Below are 15,548 nucleotides of genomic sequence, written 5' to 3'. Positions count from 1 at the left end.
GCGAGCGCGGCCGGGAAAACAGGGCCGCGAGAGACAGGAAAGCAATTCAATGGCTATTCGAGTGGCTATCACGGATCCGGCGGCGGCTCAATCCCGCAGATATCGTCGATCTGCGGGTCGATCCGGCCGGCGACCGGATCGAAGCGGATCATCTCGCAATTCTCCGCTTCGTGCCCGGTCAGCCCGCGGATGAATCCCCAATGGGTGACGACGGCGACGCGGCGCCAGTCCGCCGTTGCCGCCATCGCCGCGCGGAACCGGGCACAGCGGTCGAGCAGCTCGGTCTCGCTCTCCTCGTTCGGCCACCAGCATTCCTCCAGATGATCGAAGCGGTAGCGCGGCCAAGTCAGCGTCAGCTCCGCCCGCGGGCTGCCGATGTCGCAGACGAAGAATGCGCGTTCCCGCACCAGCGGCTCGATCGTGATCGGCAGCGAAAGCCGCTCGGCGATGGCCGTCGCCGTCTCGAGCGTCCGCGTGTAGGGGCTGACGATCAACCGCTCGATCCGTTCGTCCCGCAGCGCCTCGGCGACCGCGCGCGCCTGCCGCCGTCCCTTGTCGGTCAGCTTCGGATCGGGAATGCCCGGGTCGATGCGGGTCGCGTCGAAGGCGATGTTGAACTCCGACTGACCATGGCGGATGAGGATCATTGGCGCGGCTCTCCATCGCGGCCGGACCCATCCTCCGGCGGACGTCCGTCCGAGTTCCGATCGCCCTCCCGCGTCGGCAGCTCCTCGAAATCACCCTCGATCACGGGACCGGGCCGGCCCGGTCCCCTTGCTCCAGGTTTCTGTCCCCCGGGTCTATGTCCTCCCGGTCCCCCAGGCCCCCGGACCCCGATTCCCCGTCCAAGGGCGCGGCGCAGGCCGTCGCGCACCGGCGGCAGCAGCAGGAGAAGCCCGATCGCATCCGTCAGAAAACCGGGAATCAGCAACAGGATTCCGGCAGCCAGCAGGCAGGCGCCACGAAACAGCTCCGCCGCGGGCGCCTCCCCGCGATTCAGGGCGGCCCGCACCCGGGTCAGGGTGACGAGGCCCTGAACCCGCAGCAGGATGAGCCCCGCAAAGGCGGACAGAAAAACGAGGGCGATCGTCCGCCAGACGCCGATTTCCTCGCCGACTATGATGAAAACGGCGATTTCGGCCATAGGCAAAATGATGAGTGTCAGCAGGATTACGACCGGCATGCTTGCTCTTTGTCCGGGAATTTCCTATCTCTCTGATAATGGGCGGGTCGGTAGGCCGGAAAGATTAACAGCCTGCCGATGCGGTGCACTCAGGGTGATTTAGCGCACTACCCCCGCAGGGTCCAGCCGCTGAGCCCTTCCTGACGGATCGATTACCGGACCTGGAGAATGGGCGAAGGCTTTCAATTCCTCGATATCATCTTCTTCGCGATGATCGCCGTATTTCTGGTGATGCGTCTGCGGAGCGTGCTGGGACGTCGAACCGGGCATGAACGGCAACGCGATCTGTTCAATGGTCGCCGGGCCGAAGAGATGAAGAAAGAGAAGGGCGACAAGGTCGTGCCGCTTCCCGACCGCAACCGGCCGGCGCCCCCCGAGGGCGTGGCGCCGTCACCCACGGTCGAGGCCGGCGCCTCGCCATTGCAGGCGGGCGTCGCGCAAATCCAGGCCGTGGATCAAAGCTTCGATCCGAACGGGTTCACCGCCGGGGCGCGTGCCGCGTTCGAGATGATCGTCGGTGCCTATGCCGCCGGCGACACGACGACCCTGCGGCCGCTGTTGAGCGACGAGGTCTTCGAGAATTTCAGCACCGCGATCACGGAGCGGACCAAGGCGAACGAAACCCTGGAAACCACGCTGGTCGGTATCACCAGCGCCGATATTATCGAGGCGGAGCTCCAGGGGCGCATGGCGCTCGTGACGGTCAAGTTCGTCTCCGAGCAGATCAACGTCACCCGCGACAGCGAGGGCCGGATCCTCGACGGCGATCCGTCGCATGTCGCGACCGTGACCGACATCTGGACCTTCGCGCGTAACACCCGGTCGCGGGATCCCAACTGGGCCCTGATCGCCACGAGCAGCCCGAACTAGCGGCATGCGATCCGCTCTCGGCGTTGCGCTCGCACTGACGACCGCGCTGCTGCTGACCGCCTGCGCTCCGGAAGAGGCGCCGCCGCCGCCCGAACCTCCGGCTCCTCCGGCCCCGGAGACAGTCTCCGAGGCGCCCCCGCAGGCGCCCACGGCGGTTTTTTCGAAAGTCACCTTCGCCGATCTGCCCGGCTGGACGGAGGACCGGACCAGCGAGGCCCTGCCCGCCCTCCGCCGCTCCTGCGGCCGTTTCATGGCGCAGCCGAATGATCGCCCGATCGGCCCCGACGGCCTCGCCGGCACTGTGGCTGACTGGCGCGGCCCCTGCGAGGCGCTGAATGCCGTGCCCGCCGGTGACGACGCGGCGGCGCGCCGGTTTTTCGAGGCCGCCTTCACGCCCTACGCGGTTTCCGCCGGCGATGGAGCTGACGGGGATCCGGACGGCCTGTTCACCGGCTATTACGAAATCGAGCTGCGTGGCGCCCGGCAACCCAGCGCGGAGTTTTCCGCGCCGCTCTATCGCCGCCCCGCCGACATGGTCACGGTCGACCTTCAGAAGTTCCGCGCCGACCTGCCGGGCGAGGTCCTGGTGGGGCGCGTCGTCGACGGGCGGCTGCAACCCTATCTGACGCGCGAGGCGATCGACGAAGGCGCGCTCGACGGTGACGGTCTCGAGCTGCTGTGGCTGGATGACCCGGTCGACGCCTTCTTCCTGCATATCCAGGGATCTGGACGGGTCCAGCTCGAGAACGGTGAGCGCATCCGGGTCGGCTACGCCGCCAATAACGGCCATCCCTTTTTCGGGATCGCCCGCACCCTGATCGACAATGGGTCCGTCTCGCGCGAGGATGCATCGATGCAGGCGGTGCGCGACTGGCTGCGCGCCAACCCGGCCGAGGCGCGGGAGCTGATGTACAAGAACCGGCGCTACATTTTCTTCCGCGAGATCGAGGGCGAGGGTCCCGTCGGCGCGATGGGTCTGCCCTTGACGGCGATGCGGAGCTTGGCCGTCGACCCGGCCTTCCTGCCGCTGGGGGCGCCGCTGTGGCTCGATACCACCTGGCCCGCCGGCGGGCCGGAGGCCGGTCAGCCGATGCGCCGCCTGATGGTGGCCCAGGATACCGGCAGCGCGATCAAGGGGCCGGTGCGCGGCGACTTCTTCTGGGGCACCGGCGAGGCGGCGCTGGACCGCGCCGGCGGCATGAAGCAGACCGGCCGCTATTATCTGTTGCTGCCGCGGGCAGTCGCCGAGCGGCGCGACCGGGTGAGCTGAGGCCGCGACGAAGCTTCTAACGAGAGCCGGTGGCACACATGCTCTTTCTCGATGCCGTCCGGCCAAGGATCGATCTCACCGCCGAGGTGTTTCCCTTCACCCTGCCGGTCGTCCGAGGCCTGACGTCGCTGTCCTTCACGACTCCCGTGACTCTCTTCGTCGGCGAGAACGGGTCGGGAAAATCGACGATTCTTGAGGCGATCGCCGCCGGTATGTCCGCCGTGGCGGCGGGCAGTGCCGATATCGCCCGCGACCCGACCCTGGCACCCGCCCGCGCCCTGGCCAAGGCCCTGGTCTTCACCCGCCGCCGCCATCCGAGGCACAAGCTCTTCTTCCGCGCCGAGGATGCCTTCGGCTTCGCCAAGCGGGTGATGGGTGATCTCCGTAGCCTCGAAGACGAGGAGGACGAGTTGCGCGCGACCTTCAAGGAAGGATCCTACGCGCAGCGCTTGGCGACCGGCGTCGCAAGGGGCCAGCGCGCCGCCCTGGCCGCGCGCTATGGCGACGATCCCGACGCGGCCTCGCATGGCGAAAGCTTCCTTCGTCTGCTGCAGGGCCGCCTGCATCCCAAGGGCCTGTACCTGCTCGACGAGCCCGAAACGCCGCTCTCGCCGCTACGGGTGCTGGCGCTGATGTCGATGATGAAGCAGCTCGTCGATCAGGACTGCCAGTTCGTGATCGCCACCCACTCGCCGATCCTGATGGCTTTCCCCGACGCGCGCATTCTTCTCTTTGAGAGCGACTCGATCCGTGAGGCTGATTACGAGGCGCTCGAGCATGTGACGATCACCCGCGCCTTCCTTTCGGATCCGCAACGATTCCTGGACGAGCTCTAGAGATAAGGTCTTATCCTTGCTTTCCGTGGGATGCGCCCTCATTCTCCAGAATGGGTTGAAGGGACTTAACCGGAAGGCCGTTGAATGACCGATGGTCCGGTCCGCGTCGCGCTGTTCGTCACCTGCCTCGTCGATCTGTTCCGCCCCACCGTCGGCTTTGCCGCGGTGAAGCTGCTGGAGCAGGCGGGCTGCCGGGTCGAGGTGCCGGCGGCACAGACCTGCTGCGGCCAGCCGGCCTACAATTCGGGCGACCGGGCCGACGCCCGCGCCATCGCCCTGCAGGTGATCGAGGCGTTCGAGGCGTTCGATTATGTGGTGGCGCCGAGCGGTTCCTGCGCCGGGATGATCCGCGCGCATTATCCGGCCCTGTTCGCGGAGGATGCAACGATGCTGCCCCGCGCCCGCGCGCTGGCCGACCGCACCTACGAGCTGATCGCCTTTCTGACCGATGTCCGCGGCATGGACCGGGTCACTGCCCGCTATGACGGCGCCGTCACCTACCACGATGCCTGTTCGGGTCTGCGCGAACTGGGGATCAAGGAGCAGCCGCGCCGGCTGCTGGACAGCGTCGCCGGCCTGCGCCGGGTCGAGCTGCCCGGCGCCGAGATCTGCTGCGGCTTCGGGGGAACCTTCTGCGTCAAATACCCGGACATCTCCAACAAGATGGTCGGCGAGAAGACGGCGGATATCGTCCGGACCGGCGCCGACACGCTGCTCGCCGGCGACCTCGGCTGCCTGATGAACGTGGCCGGCAAGCTGCAGCGCGAGGGCCATCCCGTCCGCGTGCGCCATGTCGCGGAAGTGCTCGCCGGCATGGCGGCGGGGCCGGCGATCGGCGAGGCGGCGGAGTAGGCCATGCAAACGGCCACGAGCCACCGCTTCAAGGAGAATGCCCGAACGGCCCTGGACGACCCGGCGCTGCAGAAGGCGCTCGGCAATTTCCAGGAGAACTTCATCGACCGCCGCGCCCGCGCCGCCGCGCGGCTGCCCGAATTCGACGCGCTGCGCGATGCCGCCCGCGACATCAAGGACCACGTGCTGGAGAACCTCGATTTCTATCTCGAGCGTTTCGAGGCCAAGGTCGTCGAGGCTGGCGGACAGGTCCATTGGTGCACCGACGCGGATGCGGCACGGTCGGCGGTGCTGGAGATCTGCCGCGCCGCCGGCGCCCGCACGGTGACCAAGGGCAAGTCGATGATCGGCGAGGAGATCGCGCTGAACGAGCATCTCGCGGCGCACGGCATCGAGCCGGTCGAGACCGACCTCGGCGAGTATATCATCCAGCTTCGCCATGAGCCGCCGAGCCATCTGATCGCCCCCGCGATCCACGTCAACAAGGACCAGATCGCCGACGCCTTCCGCGCCGCCCATGCCGATCTCGACCCGGCGCGTCCGCTCGGGGAGGCCCCGGCGCTGCTGGCCGAAGCGCGGGCTCGGCTGCGCAGCCGCTTCCTCGCCGCCGATGTCGGCATCACCGGAGCCAATTTCCTGATCGCCGAGACCGGCTCGACCGTGATCGTGACGAACGAGGGCAATGGTGACCTGACACAGACGCTGCCGCGGGTGCATATCGTGCTCGCCAGCCTGGAGAAGGTCGTGCCGACGCTGGAGGATGCCAGCACCATCTTGCGCGTGCTGGCGCGCTCCGCCACTGGGCAGGAGTTCTCCGTCTACACGACCTTCTCGACCGGTCCGCGCCGGCCGAACGACCTCGACGGGCCGGAGCAGTTTCACGTGATCCTGCTCGACAACGGGCGCAGCCGGATGCTCGGCACCGAGTTCCAGGACATGCTGCGCTGCATCCGCTGCGGCGCCTGCCTGAATCACTGCCCAGTCTATCAGGCGGTCGGCGGACACGCCTATGGCTGGGTCTATCCGGGGCCGATGGGCGCCGTGCTGACGCCGTCGCTGCTCGGCGTCGGCGAGGCCGGGCATTTGCCCAATGCATCGACCTTCTGCGGTCGCTGCGAGAGCGTCTGCCCGATGCGCATCCCGCTGCCGAAGATGATGCGCCACTGGCGCGAGCGCGAGTTCGAGCGGCACCTTGCCCCGGCCGCCGCGCGCCACGGGCTCAGACTCTGGGCTTTTCTGGCCCGCAGACCCGCGCTCTACCGCTTTGCCGCCGCCATCGCGGCCGGCCTGCTCGGGGCCTTCGGCCGGCGCCGCGGGCGGTTCCGGTCGCTGCCGCTGGCCGGCGGCTGGACCGCGCATCGCGATCTGCCGGCGCCCGAAGGCCGGACCTTCCAGCAACTCTGGGCGAAGCGGCGCCGAGTGTCATGAGTTCCGATATGCAACATCCGGCTTGGGACGCCGCGAGCCTGCACCGGGCGATCGTCCGCGCCCATGCGGCGGGCGAGGTCGAGATCGCCGTCAGCTTTCGCGCCGTCAACCGCACCGGCGCGCCGGGTTTCCGCACGACCGACATCGTTGTGCCGCCCTTCGTCATCCTGGTTCTGTCGCTCTATGTCCTCTTCGCCGTCGGCCCGGTCGCGGGCACGTTGGCGTTGCTGGCCGGCATGGGCCTGCTCCTGTTCGTGCTCCGCCCACGAAACAAGCAGCGCACCATGGACCGGACGCGAGCGCTCGCGCTGGCGAAGCTGGAGGATTGGCAGGCGCTATGGCGGCTCGGCGGCCTCGCCTTGCGGTCGACCCGTGACCCGGCCCGGGACTGCATCTCGCCGGACGGCGACTGGCAGGCCTTCGCGCGCGATCACTTGATGCCCGCCCCGGCACCGACCCCGGCACCCGGCGAAACCGTTTCGGATACGGAATAACCGCGATGAGCGCAGCGCGCCAGCAGATTCTCGATGCCTTGCGCCGCTCCCTGCGGCGGGATGTCCTTCCGGAGGCGGACCGGGTCGCGCTGGAGGCGCGCCTCGCGGCGCCGAAGCCCGGCTTGATCCCGGCCCGGAGCCGGTCCGACGGCAGGGCGCGCGTGGCGCAATTCCTGAAAATGGCCGAGGAGGCGGCAGCCACCGTAACGCATCTCCCGAGCCTGAGAGACGTACCAGGCGCCGTCACCGATTATCTCGCACGGGAGAATCTGCCGGCCGCGCTCCGCCTTGCCCCCGATCCGCGCCTCCAGTCGCTGCCCTGGGCCGGCCGGCCGCTGCTCTCCATCAGCACGGGGCGCAGCGATGGGTCCGATCCGGTCTCCCTGACGCCGGCCTTCGCCGGAATCGCCGAAACCGGCACGCTCGTCCTGTTGTCCGGGGCCGAGACGCCGACCACCCTCAACTTCCTCCCCGACACCCATATCGTGCTGCTCGAGGCCGGCGACATCGTCGGCGCTTATGAGAACGTCTGGCCGCTGCTCCGTGCCCGCTTCGGTGCGGCGGCCATGCCGCGCACGGTGAACCTGATCACCGGGCCGTCGCGCAGCGCCGACATCGAGCAGACGCTGCAGATGGGCGCGCATGGCCCCCGGCGACTGCATATCCTCCTCGTCGATGAGCAAGAAGCGACGCGCTAGCGAGGCTGAGCTGGATCTGTGGCGCGCCGCGATGCGGGATGCGAAGCCCCTGCCCGGCCGCGACGCATCGGAGCCATCGGCACCCGCCCTGCCGCCGGCCGAGCGGCATGCGCCGCCGCCGGCGACGCCGCCCCGCTCAGTCCCCGCCGCCCCGTCGCCCGCCCCACCTTCACCGGCCGCGCGCCGCCGGTCCTCCGAACTCGGCCATGGCCGAAGCGAAGGGCTGGACCGCCGCCAAGCCGAGCGGCTCAGCCGCGGCCGCCTGCCGATAGAGGCGCGTCTCGACCTTCACGGCATGACCCAGGCGGAGGCGCATGCCCGGCTGAACGCCTTCATTGCCCGGGCGGTGGCGGCGAACAAGCGCTGCGTCCTGGTGATCACCGGCAAGGGACTCTATCGCGAGGGCCTCGGAGTCCTGCGCGAGGCGGTGCCGCGCTGGCTGAACGAATCGCCCAACCGCGAGCATTTGCTGGCCTTCGACTATGCGCAGCAGCGCGACGGCGGCCTGGGCGCGCTTTATGTTCTCTTGAAACGGAAACGCGAGCGATGACGCCCTTCGGACGAAAGCTCCGCGACCTGCGCGCCGCGCGCGGCGTGCTGCTGAAGGATATGGCGGCGGCGCTCGGGGTGTCGTCGGCCTATCTCTCGGCGCTGGAGCATGGCAATCGCGGCCGGCCGAGCGGCGTGTTCGTGCAGCAGATCTCGGCCTATTTCAACCTCGCCTGGGACGATGTCGACGAGCTGAAGCGCCTTGCCGAACTCTCCCATCCGCGCGTCGTCGTCGACACTGCGGGCCTCAGCCCGCAGGCGACGGAACTCGCGAACCGGCTAGCCGAGGTGATCGCCCGGCTGGATGCGGAGACGATCGGGCGATTACTGGCGGAACTGGATGAAAGCACGGCGTAGGGGCGACCCGGCGCAGGCTGTGCAGAAAATCTTCGTTTCGGGCTGAGCTTGGACGGTAACCGTCTTCATGTCAGAGCACCGCTGTCTAGTTGACTAGGAAGCTTCTTAATGATAGTTTCCTAGTCAACTAAGGAGCCCTCATGTCATCCACCCATTCCGCTTCAGACCTGACCGACCATCTCGGCTATTGGCTGCGCTATGTCTCCAACCATGTCTCGCAGGCTTTCGCCCGCAAGGTGGAGGCGCATGGCGTGACGGTGGCGGAATGGGTGCTGATGCGCCAGCTCCTCGACGAGGAGGCCCTCGCCCCAAGCCACCTGGCCGAGCGCATGGGCATGACGCGCGGCGCCATCTCCAAGCTGGCTGACCGGCTGATCGCCAAGTCCATGCTGGTGCGTGCCGCCGACCCGAAAGACGGGCGGGCGCAGACGCTCGCCCTCACGTCCGCTGGCCGCGCCCTGGTGCCCGAACTGGCCGCGCTGGCCGATGCCAACGATGCAGAATTCTTCGATCACCTGAGATCGAAGGACCGCGCGGCGCTGCTCCGCATCCTGCGGGAGATCGTCGAGAAACGCGGTCTCAAATCGCTGCCCGTCGACTGATGGCGAACATTTTTCAACTCCACGAAAGGACGCTGACATGAACGCGAATTGGCAAGATGTCGCCCGCGCCACCCTCCAGGGCTCCGAATCCGGCGAGATGACCTTTCCCGAAAGCGTGCGGATGCTGGTGGAGGCCGGCTTTGACGGCTATGCGGTCGATTTCCGTCGCTCGACCCGTGCCTATTACATGCCGGACGGCGCGGCGACCGAGCTGGAAACGGAGCGGACCGGACCGGTCGCAGAAAGGTTCGACACCGCCGTGATCAAGGAGGCGCTCCGCGAGGCCCAAGCGCTGGTCCCCGGCTACACTTACAAGGGCTTCTGCGCCAAGGTGGCGGGGGCAGGGTGCGCCGGCTACCTGGTCTCACTCATCGGCAAGCGGGTCCTCTATTATGGCCGCACGGGCGAGACCCACACCGAGTATTTCCCTGGTACGCAGCCGGCCGCGAAGCCGTGAACGCCACCGGCATCCTGGTGGGCGGGGTGCTACCCGCGCTCTTTCTCGGCCTCGGCACGGTGCTGATGCGCTCCAGCATAGCCGCCGGGGCCTCCATCCCCACCTATCTTGCGGTGATCGGCACCACGATCGCGCTGGTCGGCTGGATTAGCGTGGCGCTCACCGGTCAGGCGGGCGGCCTGCGGGTATCGGGCGCGGTCGGCTGGGCGATCGCCATGGCACTGACCTGGTCCGCCGCAATCGCCTGCATCTCCTATGGCTTCGGGACGTTGAAGCTGCCGGTCTCCGTGGTCGCGCCACTGACGAACGCCAACGCGCTGGTGGCCGTGACGGTCGGCGCCCTGGCCTTCGGCGAGTGGCGTTCCCTCGACGTCCCCATGACCATGGGCGGCACACTGCTGATCTGCATCGGCGCCACCCTGGTCTCGCTCGCCAAATAGAATCCGCGCCACCTCTATCGATGAAGGGAATTCACCATGCTCGACCATATCGGACTTCGTACCACGCAGTTTAACGCGCTCGTGCGCTTCTACGAGGCGGTGCTGGTACCGCTCGGCTACACGAAGCTTTTCGCGTGGGAGGGAGGCGCGGGATTCGGCCGGAATGGTGCCGCCGCGCTCTGGATCGGCGCGTCGAAGACCAAGCCGAGTGGCATCCATATCGCCCTGTCGGCGGAGGACCGTGCCGCCGTCGAAGCCTTCTACGGGGCCGCCCTTGTCGCAGGGGCGACCGACAACGGCAAGCCGGGGCCTGAGAGCGAACTATCACGCGAATTACTACGCGGCGTTCGTGATCGATCCGGACGGCAACAACCTGGAAGCCGTCTGCCACGTCGCCGCATGACCGCGCTGCCTGCAGCACTTTCGCTGCTCTAACGACATCCTGAAAGAATCCGACTATGCTCGACGCCAACCATACCCACACCACAGTCCGTTCGGTCACCAAGACGGTTCGCATTGCTTGCGATCCGCAGGCCGCCTTCGGTTTCCTGGCCGATCTGGGCAACTGGCCGCGCTGGGCCATAGTGAATGTCAAATCTACCAGTCGCACCGACGATCCCAATTGGTGGGATATGGTCACCCCGCACGGGATGGCCCGCCTGCGGATGCGTGCCGACGCAAGCCATGGCATCCTCGACCACGATTTCATCGACCCGCAAGCGAGTTGGACGGTGCCTGCCCGGGTGGTGCGCAACGGCGACGGGGCGGAGTTCATGATCACGTTCTTCCAGCCGCCCGGCTTCACGGACACCTTCTTCGACGAGCAGATCAAGCTGGTCGATATCGAGCTGGCGAAGCTCAAGGTGCTGCTGGAAGCCGCGTCGTAGAGAGCCGGGCGCCTCGCTGTGAGGGGCGCCCACGAATCTGCCATCTACGAGACAACTATGGTGAGGTGGTAGTGAGCTTCATCGAAGGCTCAGACCGCGGCTAAACCAGCGTGTTGCCGTCCTGCATCGACGACTACGTTGCGCCCGCGGCGCTGGTGCGTGTCGTGATTGCTGGCCTCGGCTTTCCCGTGCTGCGATGTCTGGGCACCGTTGCTGTTATGCTGAGTTTTCGCACAGCCTGGGCGTAGTCGCCCCTACTTCGATTGTCTACAGAATGAACTTGCTCAGATCCGCGTTCTTGGCCAGCGCGCCGACCTTGTCGCGGACATAGGCCGCGTCGATGGTGATGCGGGCGCCGGTCTGGTCGGTGGCGGTGAAGCTGATCTCCTCGAGCAGGCGCTCCATCACCGTGTGCAGGCGCCGGGCGCCGATGTTCTCGATCGCGCTGTTGATCTCGGCGGCGAGGTCGGCGAGCGCGTCGATCGCATCGTCGGTGAAGTCGAGCGTCACCTCCTCGGTCGCGAGGAGCGCCCGGTACTGCTTGATCAGGCTCGCTTCCGGCTCGGTCAGGATGCGCTTGAAGTCGTCACGCGTCAGCGCGGCGAGCTCGACCCGGATCGGCAGCCGGCCCTGCAGCTCCGGCAGCAGGTCCGAGGGCTTGGCAAGGTGGAAGGCGCCCGATGCGATGAACAGGATATGGTCGGTCTTGACCGTGCCATGTTTGGTGTTGACCTGCGTCCCCTCGATCAGCGGCAGCAGGTCGCGCTGCACGCCCTCGCGGCTGACGTCGGCGCCCATCCGCTCCGAGCGGGCGGTGATCTTGTCGATCTCGTCGAGAAAGACGATCGCGTTCTGTTCCACCGCCTCGATCGCCTCGGCCACGACCTTTTCCTGGTCGAGCAGCTTGTCGCTCTCCTCGGCGATCAGCACCTGGTAGGAATCGGCCACGGTCATGCGCCGCGGCTTGGTGCGGCCGCCGAAGGCCTGGCCCAGGATGTCGTTCAGGTTCAGCATGCCCATGCTGGCGCCCGGCATGCCGGGGATCTCAAAGGTCGGCAGAGTGCCGGCGCCGCTTTCCTTGACCTGGACCTCGATCTCGCGGTCGTTGATCTCGCCAGCGCGCAGCATGCGGCGGAACTTGGCGCGCGTCTCGGCGCTGGAATTCTCGCCGACCAGCGCGTCCAGAACCCGCTCCTCGGCGTGGATCTCGGCCTTGGCCTCGACCTGCCGGCGCAAGCGGTCGCGGGTCATGGTGATCGAGATCTCGACCAAGTCCCGGACGATCTGCTCGACGTCCCGGCCGACATAGCCGACCTCGGTGAACTTCGTCGCCTCGACCTTCAGGAACGGCGCCTGCGCCAGCTTCGCCAGGCGGCGCGCGATCTCGGTCTTGCCGACACCGGTCGGGCCGATCATCAGGATGTTCTTCGGCAGCACCTCCTCGCGCATCTCCTCGGGAAGCTGCTGACGGCGCCAGCGGTTGCGCAGCGCGATCGCAACGGCGCGCTTGGCGTCGTTCTGGCCGACAATGAAGCGGTCGAGCTCGGAAACGATCTCGCGCGGGCTGAAGGCGGCGGGCGCGGTCTCGGCGTGCTGCTCCGGCAGGACGGCCGCGGAGATTTTCGGTTCGGCGGTCATAGGCTTTCGATGATCACATTCTGGTTGGTATAGACGCAGATGTCGGCGGCGATCTTCATCGCCTTGCGGGCGATCGCCTCGGCATCCATCTCGTCGACGTCGATCAGCGCGCGCGCGGCGGCCAGCGCATAGGCGCCGCCGGAGCCGATGCCGATCAGCCCGTCCTCCGGCTCCAGCACGTCGCCATTGCCGGTCATCACCAGGCTGACCTGGGGGTCGGCGACGGCCATCATCGCCTCGAGCCGGCGGAGATAGCGGTCGGTCCGCCAGTCCTTGGCCAGCTCGACGCAGGCGCGGGCGAGCTGGCCCGGATGCTGCTCGAGCTTCGCCTCAAGCCGCTCGAACAGCGCCAGCGCGTCGGCCGTCGCTCCGGCGAAGCCGGCGATCACGTCGCCCTTGCCGAGGCGGCGCACCTTGCGCGCGTTGGACTTCATGACGGTCTGGCCGAAGCTCACCTGCCCGTCGCCGGCGACCACGACATGCGGGCCCTTGCGGATGGACAGGATCGTGGTGCCGTGCCAGGTGGGGGATGTTGTCTCAGACATGATCTCCCAAATAGGCGAACGGCGACGGCGCTTCAAGAACGGATCGGCGGGCACGGATCGGCTGGGGTCGACAGCAGCAGTTTTTATACACGGTTTTTATATTGGGGCTTTGTCGGCAACGGGCATACTCGTTCGTCCTTAGGGAAACGAGGAATGACCCCATGCTCTATGCCATTCTCTGCTACGATTCCGAAGACGTCGTCGGATCCTGGACCAAGGAGGAGGACGATGCTGTCATGGCCAAGCTCGCGGTCGTGCAGCAGAAGCTGGCCGCGGAAGGCAGGCTCGGGCCGGTCGCCCGCCTGTTGCCGACGACCGCGGCGACCACCATCAGGAAAGGCCGCGAGCCTTTAGTGATCGACGGCCCTTTCGCCGAGACCAAGGAGCAGCTCCTCGGCTTCTACGTCGTCGACTGTTCCACGCTGGACGAAGCGATCGAGACCGCTCGGGACCTGGCGCGCGCGAGCAGCTCGGCAGGGGCGTTCGAGATTCGCCCGATCGCCATTTTCAAGCCCGGGAGCGGTCAGGGGAGCGACAGGGCGTGACCGACCTCGCCTGGATCAATGCGGCGCTGACCTCGGCGCGGCCCCAGGCGCTGGGCGCGCTCCTGCGCTATTTCCGCGACCTCGATACCGCCGAGGAGGCGTTCCAGGATGCGTGCCTGCGGGCGCTGAAGACTTGGCCGAAGAACGGCCCGCCGCGCGATCCCACGGCCTGGCTCATCTTCGTCGGGCGAAATGCCGCGATCGACGCGGTGCGGCGTCGGGGCAAACAGGAAGCGCTGCCGGCCGACGAGCTGGTTTCGGATCTGGACGATGCCGAGGCCGCGCTCGTCGAGCGGCTCGACGGGGCGGATTATCGCGACGACGTCCTGCGCCTGCTGTTCATCTGCTGCCATCCCGAGCTGCCGGCGACCCAGCAGATCGCGCTCGCGCTACGCATCGTCTCCGGACTGTCGGTCAAGCAGATCGCCCGTGCTTTCCTCGTCAGCGAAAGCGCGATGGAGCAGCGCATCACCCGGGCCAAGAGCCGGATCGCGGGCGCCGATGTCCCGTTCGAGGCGCCCGACGCGGTGGAGCGGGCCGAACGGCTCGCCGCCGTCGCCGCCATGGTCTATCTCATCTTCAATGAGGGCTATTCGGCGATCGGTGGCGCGGTCCCGATGCGTGCGCCGCTCTGCGACGAGGCGATCCGGCTCGCCCGGCTGCTGCTGCGGCTCTTCCAGGGCGAGCCCGAGATCATGGGCCTGACCGCGCTGCTGCTCCTGCAGCATGCACGCGCCCCTGCCCGGCTCGATGCGGATGGCTGCATCGTGCTCCTGGAAGACCAGGATCGCAGCCTCTGGGACCGCAAGATGATCGCCGAGGGGCTCGCGCTCATCGACAAGGCGATGCGCCACAAACGTCGCGGTCCCTACCAGGTGCAGGCGGCCATCGCGGCGCTGCATGCCCGGGCCGCCCAGCCCGAAGACACCGATTGGGCGCAGATCGATCTGCTCTACGCCGCGCTCGAGACCCTGCAGCCGTCCCCCGTCGTCACCCTCAACCGGGCGGTCGCCGTCGCCAAGGTCCGCGGCCCGGCCGCGGCGCTGGCCATGATCGAGCCGCTGGCCCCGCGGCTTTCCGGTTATTTTCATTTCTTCGGGGCGAAAGGCGCGTTCCTCCTGCAGCTCGGCCGCGCCGCGGAGGCCCGAATCGCCTTCGACCGGGCCATCGCGCTGGCCAACACCGCGGCGGAAGCCGCCCACATCCGCCTGCATCTCGACCGCCTCATCAAAGACAGCGCAATCAAGGGCGGCACACTGGGCGACGACCTCCAGGCTTCCAGCTAACCGTCCAAAGAATTCGCCTCGCTGTCGGACCGTCGTCCCTCCATTCGTCCTTAGGGCGTGCCTTCAATTTCCGCAGCCCCATTGGAAGAGGAGAGAAAGATGACGACGGAAAACAGCAGAGCGGCCGATGAGGCCCAGATCCGCGCGGCGATCGACGATTGCGTAGCCGCACTCCGCACGAAGAACGCTGACGGTATTGTCTCTCACCATGCGGCAGGGTTCGTTCAGTTCTCGCTCGCGCCGCCGCTGATATCCACGGAAGCGGATGCGAAAGGCCTGAACGCGTGGTTCGCCACCTGGCAAGGCCCGCTCGGCTACGAGGTCCACGACCTCAGCATCACGACCGGCGGCGACGCGGCCTTCTGCCACAGCCTCAACCGGCTGAGCGGAACGAAGACCGACGGCGCGAAGGCCGACATCTGGTTTCGCCAGACACTCTGTTTCCGCAAGATCGAGGGCGCATGGAAGATCGTGCATGAGCATGAATCCGTGCCCTTCTACATGGACGGCAGCTTCAAGGCGGCGGTCGACCTGAAGCCTGAATGACAGCCACGAGCGACAGCAAGCAATCTGCGAACCCGGAAATCGTCATGCCGCTGGAGAAGCGGTAA

Annotated in this window: 21 protein-coding genes; 17 read left to right on the top strand and 4 right to left on the bottom strand. The window is 67.3% G+C overall.

Going from position 1 to position 15,548, the window contains the following annotated elements; genetic code table 11:
• Positions 1-68: 68 nt before the first annotated feature.
• Both DT069_RS11920 and DT069_RS11915 read right to left on the bottom strand, forming a co-directional pair.
• The gene (locus DT069_RS11920) at positions 69-647 is read right to left on the bottom strand and encodes a histidine phosphatase family protein (RefSeq protein WP_119460534.1); all 579 of its coding nucleotides are present in this window, start codon (positions 645-647) and stop codon (positions 69-71) included.
• Positions 644-1,183, bottom strand: a complete 540-nt coding sequence (locus tag DT069_RS11915; protein WP_119460533.1) for an FxsA family protein — start codon at positions 1,181-1,183, stop codon at positions 644-646. Before DT069_RS11915 ends, DT069_RS11920 begins: the two co-directional genes overlap by 4 nt.
• A gap of 168 nt (positions 1,184-1,351) precedes the next feature.
• Here DT069_RS11915 and DT069_RS11910 point away from each other — a divergent pair, with 168 nt between their 5' ends.
• From DT069_RS11910 to DT069_RS11845, 14 genes are all read left to right on the top strand, one after another.
• On the top strand, positions 1,352-2,053 hold the full coding sequence (locus DT069_RS11910; RefSeq protein WP_119460532.1) for a Tim44/TimA family putative adaptor protein: 702 nt from the start codon (positions 1,352-1,354) through the stop codon (positions 2,051-2,053).
• Between the two features lie 4 nt (positions 2,054-2,057).
• A complete protein-coding gene (mltA, locus tag DT069_RS11905; RefSeq protein ID WP_119460531.1) occupies positions 2,058-3,323 on the top strand; it encodes a murein transglycosylase A in 1,266 nt (421 codons plus the stop codon).
• Positions 3,324-3,361: 38 nt separating this feature from the next.
• Positions 3,362-4,159, top strand: coding sequence for an AAA family ATPase (locus DT069_RS11900; RefSeq protein ID WP_119460530.1), 798 nt, complete (start codon positions 3,362-3,364; stop codon positions 4,157-4,159).
• Between the two features lie 84 nt (positions 4,160-4,243).
• Positions 4,244-5,011, top strand: a complete 768-nt coding sequence (locus DT069_RS11895; protein WP_119460529.1) for a (Fe-S)-binding protein — start codon at positions 4,244-4,246, stop codon at positions 5,009-5,011.
• A gap of 3 nt (positions 5,012-5,014) precedes the next feature.
• Positions 5,015-6,439 carry a LutB/LldF family L-lactate oxidation iron-sulfur protein gene (locus tag DT069_RS11890; protein WP_119460528.1) on the top strand — a complete coding sequence of 475 codons (1,425 nt, stop codon included), beginning with the start codon at positions 5,015-5,017 and terminating at the stop codon, positions 6,437-6,439.
• Between the two features lie 8 nt (positions 6,440-6,447).
• Positions 6,448-6,933 (top strand): hypothetical protein, encoded by a 486-nt coding sequence (locus DT069_RS11885; protein ID WP_162913154.1) that lies wholly within the window; start codon positions 6,448-6,450, stop codon positions 6,931-6,933.
• A 5-nt stretch (positions 6,934-6,938) separates the two neighbouring features.
• Positions 6,939-7,631, top strand: coding sequence for a LutC/YkgG family protein (locus DT069_RS11880; protein ID WP_119460526.1), 693 nt, complete (start codon positions 6,939-6,941; stop codon positions 7,629-7,631).
• Positions 7,609-8,181: a Smr/MutS family protein gene (locus DT069_RS11875; protein ID WP_119460525.1), complete on the top strand. Its 573-nt coding sequence runs from the start codon at positions 7,609-7,611 to the stop codon at positions 8,179-8,181. Before DT069_RS11880 ends, DT069_RS11875 begins: the two co-directional genes overlap by 23 nt.
• The gene (locus tag DT069_RS11870; RefSeq protein WP_119460524.1) at positions 8,178-8,537 is read left to right on the top strand and encodes a helix-turn-helix domain-containing protein; all 360 of its coding nucleotides are present in this window, start codon (positions 8,178-8,180) and stop codon (positions 8,535-8,537) included. Before DT069_RS11875 ends, DT069_RS11870 begins: the two co-directional genes overlap by 4 nt.
• Positions 8,538-8,677: 140 nt before the next feature.
• Positions 8,678-9,139 carry a MarR family winged helix-turn-helix transcriptional regulator gene (locus DT069_RS11865; protein ID WP_425450176.1) on the top strand — a complete coding sequence of 154 codons (462 nt, stop codon included), beginning with the start codon at positions 8,678-8,680 and terminating at the stop codon, positions 9,137-9,139.
• 37 nt (positions 9,140-9,176) lie between these two features.
• Complete coding sequence (locus tag DT069_RS11860) at positions 9,177-9,596, top strand: DUF1398 family protein (protein WP_119460523.1); 420 nt, start codon at positions 9,177-9,179, stop codon at positions 9,594-9,596.
• Positions 9,593-10,036 (top strand): hypothetical protein, encoded by a 444-nt coding sequence (locus DT069_RS11855; RefSeq protein WP_119460522.1) that lies wholly within the window; start codon positions 9,593-9,595, stop codon positions 10,034-10,036. The genes DT069_RS11860 and DT069_RS11855 overlap by 4 nt, the downstream gene beginning before the upstream one ends.
• Positions 10,037-10,072: 36 nt before the next feature.
• Positions 10,073-10,471 carry a VOC family protein gene (locus tag DT069_RS11850; protein ID WP_425450175.1) on the top strand — a complete coding sequence of 133 codons (399 nt, stop codon included), beginning with the start codon at positions 10,073-10,075 and terminating at the stop codon, positions 10,469-10,471.
• A gap of 23 nt (positions 10,472-10,494) precedes the next feature.
• Complete coding sequence (locus tag DT069_RS11845; RefSeq protein WP_119460521.1) at positions 10,495-10,923, top strand: SRPBCC family protein; 429 nt, start codon at positions 10,495-10,497, stop codon at positions 10,921-10,923.
• Positions 10,924-11,190: 267 nt separating this feature from the next.
• On the opposite strand, the gene hslU is transcribed toward DT069_RS11845, so the two are convergent.
• Entirely contained in the window at positions 11,191-12,561 is a 1,371-nt protein-coding gene (gene hslU, locus DT069_RS11840; protein ID WP_119460520.1) for an ATP-dependent protease ATPase subunit HslU, read from the bottom strand.
• Positions 12,558-13,106 (bottom strand): ATP-dependent protease subunit HslV, encoded by a 549-nt coding sequence (gene hslV / locus DT069_RS11835; protein WP_119460519.1) that lies wholly within the window; start codon positions 13,104-13,106, stop codon positions 12,558-12,560. The genes hslU and hslV overlap by 4 nt, the downstream gene beginning before the upstream one ends.
• Positions 13,107-13,267: 161 nt before the next feature.
• Here hslV and DT069_RS11830 point away from each other — a divergent pair, with 161 nt between their 5' ends.
• From DT069_RS11830 to DT069_RS11820, 3 genes are all read left to right on the top strand, one after another.
• Positions 13,268-13,651 (top strand): YciI family protein, encoded by a 384-nt coding sequence (locus DT069_RS11830; RefSeq protein WP_119460518.1) that lies wholly within the window; start codon positions 13,268-13,270, stop codon positions 13,649-13,651.
• Positions 13,648-14,937 carry an RNA polymerase sigma factor gene (locus tag DT069_RS11825; protein ID WP_119460517.1) on the top strand — a complete coding sequence of 430 codons (1,290 nt, stop codon included), beginning with the start codon at positions 13,648-13,650 and terminating at the stop codon, positions 14,935-14,937. The genes DT069_RS11830 and DT069_RS11825 overlap by 4 nt, the downstream gene beginning before the upstream one ends.
• 99 nt (positions 14,938-15,036) lie before the next feature.
• Complete coding sequence (locus tag DT069_RS11820; RefSeq protein ID WP_119460516.1) at positions 15,037-15,483, top strand: YybH family protein; 447 nt, start codon at positions 15,037-15,039, stop codon at positions 15,481-15,483.
• Positions 15,484-15,548: the final 65 nt, after the last annotated feature.

Origin of the sequence: Virgifigura deserti (assembly GCA_003576685.1) — a bacterium.
Classification (GTDB): Bacteria; Pseudomonadota; Alphaproteobacteria; order Dongiales; family Dongiaceae; genus Virgifigura; species Virgifigura deserti.
This window is presented reverse-complemented; position numbering and strand designations above follow the sequence as displayed.

What these genes read in the sequence shown, in the direction of transcription:
- DT069_RS11920 (WP_119460534.1), bottom strand. Translation starts at nt 647, where the DNA reads ATGATCCTCATCCGCCATGGTCAGTCGGAGTTCAACATCGCCTTCGAC.
- DT069_RS11915 (WP_119460533.1), bottom strand. Translation starts at nt 1,183, where the DNA reads ATGCCGGTCGTAATCCTGCTGACACTCATCATTTTGCCTATGGCCGAA.
- DT069_RS11910 (WP_119460532.1), top strand. Translation starts at nt 1,352, where the DNA reads ATGGGCGAAGGCTTTCAATTCCTCGATATCATCTTCTTCGCGATGATC.
- mltA (WP_119460531.1), top strand. Translation starts at nt 2,058, where the DNA reads ATGCGATCCGCTCTCGGCGTTGCGCTCGCACTGACGACCGCGCTGCTG.
- DT069_RS11900 (WP_119460530.1), top strand. Translation starts at nt 3,362, where the DNA reads ATGCTCTTTCTCGATGCCGTCCGGCCAAGGATCGATCTCACCGCCGAG.
- DT069_RS11895 (WP_119460529.1), top strand. Translation starts at nt 4,244, where the DNA reads ATGACCGATGGTCCGGTCCGCGTCGCGCTGTTCGTCACCTGCCTCGTC.
- DT069_RS11890 (WP_119460528.1), top strand. Translation starts at nt 5,015, where the DNA reads ATGCAAACGGCCACGAGCCACCGCTTCAAGGAGAATGCCCGAACGGCC.
- DT069_RS11885 (WP_162913154.1), top strand. Translation starts at nt 6,448, where the DNA reads ATGCAACATCCGGCTTGGGACGCCGCGAGCCTGCACCGGGCGATCGTC.
- DT069_RS11880 (WP_119460526.1), top strand. Translation starts at nt 6,939, where the DNA reads ATGAGCGCAGCGCGCCAGCAGATTCTCGATGCCTTGCGCCGCTCCCTG.
- DT069_RS11875 (WP_119460525.1), top strand. Translation starts at nt 7,609, where the DNA reads ATGAGCAAGAAGCGACGCGCTAGCGAGGCTGAGCTGGATCTGTGGCGC.
- DT069_RS11870 (WP_119460524.1), top strand. Translation starts at nt 8,178, where the DNA reads ATGACGCCCTTCGGACGAAAGCTCCGCGACCTGCGCGCCGCGCGCGGC.
- DT069_RS11865 (WP_425450176.1), top strand. Translation starts at nt 8,678, where the DNA reads ATGTCATCCACCCATTCCGCTTCAGACCTGACCGACCATCTCGGCTAT.
- DT069_RS11860 (WP_119460523.1), top strand. Translation starts at nt 9,177, where the DNA reads ATGAACGCGAATTGGCAAGATGTCGCCCGCGCCACCCTCCAGGGCTCC.
- DT069_RS11850 (WP_425450175.1), top strand. Translation starts at nt 10,073, where the DNA reads ATGCTCGACCATATCGGACTTCGTACCACGCAGTTTAACGCGCTCGTG.
- DT069_RS11845 (WP_119460521.1), top strand. Translation starts at nt 10,495, where the DNA reads ATGCTCGACGCCAACCATACCCACACCACAGTCCGTTCGGTCACCAAG.
- hslU (WP_119460520.1), bottom strand. Translation starts at nt 12,561, where the DNA reads ATGACCGCCGAACCGAAAATCTCCGCGGCCGTCCTGCCGGAGCAGCAC.
- hslV (WP_119460519.1), bottom strand. Translation starts at nt 13,106, where the DNA reads ATGTCTGAGACAACATCCCCCACCTGGCACGGCACCACGATCCTGTCC.
- DT069_RS11830 (WP_119460518.1), top strand. Translation starts at nt 13,268, where the DNA reads ATGCTCTATGCCATTCTCTGCTACGATTCCGAAGACGTCGTCGGATCC.
- DT069_RS11820 (WP_119460516.1), top strand. Translation starts at nt 15,037, where the DNA reads ATGACGACGGAAAACAGCAGAGCGGCCGATGAGGCCCAGATCCGCGCG.